This window comes from Salipiger sp. HF18 (assembly GCF_011806505.1).
In the GTDB taxonomy this organism is placed as follows: Bacteria; Pseudomonadota; Alphaproteobacteria; order Rhodobacterales; family Rhodobacteraceae; genus Salipiger; species Salipiger thiooxidans.
In genome coordinates this window covers 1-3,500 of the sequence record NZ_JAATOS010000410.1, presented here as the reverse complement: position 1 = coordinate 3,500, position 3,500 = coordinate 1, and the positions used below count along the sequence as shown (strand labels likewise).

The following is a 3,500-nucleotide window of genomic DNA, read 5'->3' as shown; positions in this document are numbered from 1 at the left end:
ATCAAGCAGATCGCCGAGACCGTCTTCGCCCAGTCCGAGCGCAGCTTCGAGCGCGCCTGCCTCGTGCAGTATCCACGCAAGGGGATCTGGGCGATCGGCTTCATCTCGACCAAGGCCAGGGGCGAGATTGCCACGCGGACCGAAACCATGGGCGACCTCGTGTCGGTCTTCGTGCCGACGACGCCGAACCCGACCTCGGGCTTCCTGCTGTACTTCCCCGAGGAGGACGTCGTCGAGCTCGACATGTCCATCGAGGACGCGGCCAAGCTGGTGATCTCGGCGGGGCTCGTCTATCCGCCCGAGAAGACCGGCGGAAAGCCGCAGGTTGAGCCGGTGCGCAAGGCGTCCTGACCGCGCGGGCGCCGAACGCTTCCGAACTGATCATTTCCCCGGAAACCGGGTTGCTGGCAGCGCGTCCCGGTACGATGCACCTTTGTCTTGCGCGCAACCCATGCGAGCATTTATCCCGCTCAAGTCATCCATTTCAGACGGAGAGACCCATGCTTCAGTGCATCCGTCACGGGGTTTGCATCCTTCCCCTCTTGCTCGCCACAGCACTTCCGGGACCCCTGCCCGCCGGCTCTTCGGCGCCGCTCGGCGATTTCGGTGACAACCCCGGTGCGCTCGACGCGGTGCTCTACACGCCCGATGGCGCCGCGCCGGGCCTGCCGCTCCTCGTGGCGCTGCACGGTTGCAGCATGAGCGCCGAGGCCTTCGAAGCAGAGACCGGCCTCACCGCGCTTGCCGATGCGCTGCCGGCGCTGCTGCTGCTGCCGCAGCAGCGCGAGGACAACCAGATGCACAGCTGCTTCCGCTGGTACGACGAAGAGGACAACCTGCCCGGCCGCGGCGAAAGCGCCTCGATCATGCAGATGATCGACCATGTCCTTGCGACCGACGGCGCCGATCCGGCGCAGGTCTACGTTCTGGGGCTCTCGGCGGGCGGCGGCATGACGGCGGCGATGATCGCCGGCCACCCCGACCGCTTCGCCGGCGGCGGCATCGTCGCGGGGCCACCCTACGGCTGCAACCGCCCGCGCTCCGACTGGGACGGGTTCTGGCACTGGTGGCGCTGGATGCGGGTGATCCCCGCGCTTGACGGCGGCGACGCGGCGCTTGCCTGCGGCATCAAGGTCACCACGCCCACCACTGACCGCGCGCCCGAGGACTGGGCCCGCTACGTCCGCGAGGCGGCGGGTGACGGCGACCACGACTGGCCGCTGATCTCGATCTGGCAGGGCGCCGCGGACGGCACGGTCGACCCGGGCAACCTGACCGAGCTCACCGAGCAATGGACCGCGGTGCAGGGCATTGACGCCACGCCCGCCAGCACCGAGACCATCGACGGCGCCATCCGCAAGCTCTACCTCGGCGCCGACGGGACGCCCCGGATCGAGACCTGGGAGCTGCCGGGCTTCGACCACGCCATGCCCATCGACGCGGACGGAGATCCCGCCCCCTGCGGCGAGGCGCGCGATTTCATCACCGATGCCGGGATCTGCGCGGTGCGCGCCATGGCGCGGTTCTGGGGCCTGCTCTGAGCCGCTGGCCCTGTCAGGCGAACATCGCCCGCAGGTCCGCGGTCTGGCGCACACCCACGTCTGCGCCGTGCTCGGTCAGGAACAGGTCCGCCGCGGCGCGCCCCGCGGCCTTGAGCTGCGCCAGCACCGTCGGCAGCGGCACCAGCTTGGTCGCGGCAGAGAGCTCGTTCATCAGGTCGTCGTCGGCGATCATGTGCACCCGCAGCTTCTTCATCGCGCCGGGCCGGATCGAGCCCGCCTCGATGAGCCGCTGGACGAACTCGATGGCGCGCAGCTCGCGCAGGAGTGCTGCGTTGAAGCTGATCTCGTCGATGCGGTTCTGGATCTCCGGCGGGGTCATCGGCACCGCCTCACGGATCAGCGGGTTGATGTTGACGATCAGCAGATCGTCGGGAAGCGACGGTCGGAACAGCGGGAAAAGCGCCGGGTTGCCCGAGTAGCCGCCATCCCAGAAGGCCTCGGTCTCGCCGGTCTCCGGGTCGGTCAGTTCCACCGCCTGGAACAGCGTCGGCAGGCAGGCCGAGGCGAGGATCGCCTCCGGACAGAGCCGCTCGCCCTCGAAGACCCGCACCTTGCCATCGCGCACCGAGGTGGCCGAGACAAAGAACTCGGGGCCCTCGCCGCAGCAGATCCGGCCGAAATCCAGCCCCTCGACGATGCGCTCCAGCGGGTTTCGGTGGAGCGGGCCCCAGGCGTAGGGCGAGAACATCCGCCCCACCGCCTCGCCCGCCGCATAGGCCGCCGAGTACTGCACCGCCTGGCTCACCAGTCCCGGCGCCGGCAGGAAGGCGTTCATCCAGTCCGGCACCGCGATGTCGCGCAGCCCGGAGACCTCGTGCCAGAGCCAGTCCAGCGTCTCGCGCGCACCCTCGCGACCGTTGCTCGCAAGCCCGGCCTTCAGCGCCGCGCCGTTCAGGGCCCCCGCCGAGGTGCCCGAGATCGCGGCGATCTCGATGTCCTCTTCCTCGAGCAGCCGGTCGAGCACGCCCCAGGTGAAGGCGCCATGCGCGCCCCCGCCCTGCAGCGCCAGGTTGATGCGTCGCGTCATCCGTGCGTGCCTCCCTCGGGGCTTCCAATGGCTGAAAATATCCCGGGGTGAATTGCCCGAAGGGCAAGAGGGGCAGCGCCCCTCCGACCCGGTTCCCGGTCGCTCAGAGCGCCGTCCAGCCGCCGTCGACCGAGATCGTGGTGCCGGTGATCTGCTCTGCGGCGTCCGAGCACAGGAACACCGCCGTGCCGCCGATCTGCTCGACCGTGGCGAAGGCCTTCGAGGGCTGGCGCTCCAGCAGCACCTTCTCGATCACCTCCTCCTCGGACATGTTGTACTTCTTCGCGGTGTCGGGGATCTGCGCCTCGACCAGCGGGGTCTTCACGTAGCCCGGGCAGATGGCATTGCAGGTGATCGGCTCCTTCGCGGTCTCCAGTGCCACAACCTTGGTCATGCCGACGACGCCGTGCTTGGCCGCGACATAGGCGGACTTGTAGGGCGACGCCGTCAGGCCGTGCGCCGAGGCCACGTTGACGATCCGGCCCCAGCCTGCCGTCCGCATCTTCGGCAGCGCCGCCGCGGTGCAGTGGAAGGCCGAGTTCATGTTGATCGCGATGATCGCATCCCACTTGTCGAGCGGGAACTCGTCGATCGGCGACACGAACTGGATGCCGGCGTTGTTCACGAGGATGTCGCAGCTGCCCGCGGCCTCGATCAGCGCCCGGCACTCGTCCCCCTTAGACATGTCGGCCTTGATGTAGCGCGCATCCACCCCGAACTCGCGCCCGAGCTCCTCGGCGAGTTTGTGGTCCTCATCGCTGTCCGTGAAGGAATTGAGCACGACCGATGCTCCGGCCCGCGCCAGTTCCCGCGCGACCCCGAGCCCGATACCGGAATTCGAACCGGTGATGACGGCCGTCTTGCCTTTCAGTGACATGATTGGATCTCCTCGTTGATTTGCCGGCAGCATA

General features: G+C 68.5%; 4 protein-coding genes. 2 read left to right on the top strand and 2 right to left on the bottom strand.

Going from position 1 to position 3,500, the window contains the following annotated elements; genetic code table 11:
* A partial coding sequence (locus HC022_RS21505; RefSeq protein ID WP_167453776.1) for a DUF502 domain-containing protein occupies window positions 1-351 on the top strand: 351 nt, incomplete at its 5' end.
* A 149-nt stretch (window positions 352-500) separates the two neighbouring features.
* Window positions 501-1,541, top strand: coding sequence for a PHB depolymerase family esterase (locus HC022_RS21500; protein WP_167453775.1), 1,041 nt, complete (start codon window positions 501-503; stop codon window positions 1,539-1,541).
* A 13-nt stretch (window positions 1,542-1,554) separates the two neighbouring features.
* On the opposite strand, the gene HC022_RS21495 is transcribed toward HC022_RS21500, so the two are convergent.
* Window positions 1,555-2,589, bottom strand: a complete 1,035-nt coding sequence (locus HC022_RS21495) for a patatin-like phospholipase family protein (protein WP_167453774.1) — start codon at window positions 2,587-2,589, stop codon at window positions 1,555-1,557.
* Between the two features lie 103 nt (window positions 2,590-2,692).
* Entirely contained in the window at window positions 2,693-3,466 is a 774-nt protein-coding gene (locus HC022_RS21490; RefSeq protein ID WP_167453773.1) for a 3-hydroxybutyrate dehydrogenase, read from the bottom strand.
* Between the last annotated feature and the right edge of the window lie 34 nt (window positions 3,467-3,500).

Excerpts from the sequence above, each read along its gene's own strand:
- HC022_RS21490 (WP_167453773.1), bottom strand. The coding sequence starts at position 3,466 with ATGTCACTGAAAGGCAAGACGGCCGTCATCACCGGTTCGAATTCCGGT.
- HC022_RS21495 (WP_167453774.1), bottom strand. The coding sequence starts at position 2,589 with ATGACGCGACGCATCAACCTGGCGCTGCAGGGCGGGGGCGCGCATGGC.
- HC022_RS21500 (WP_167453775.1), top strand. The coding sequence starts at position 501 with ATGCTTCAGTGCATCCGTCACGGGGTTTGCATCCTTCCCCTCTTGCTC.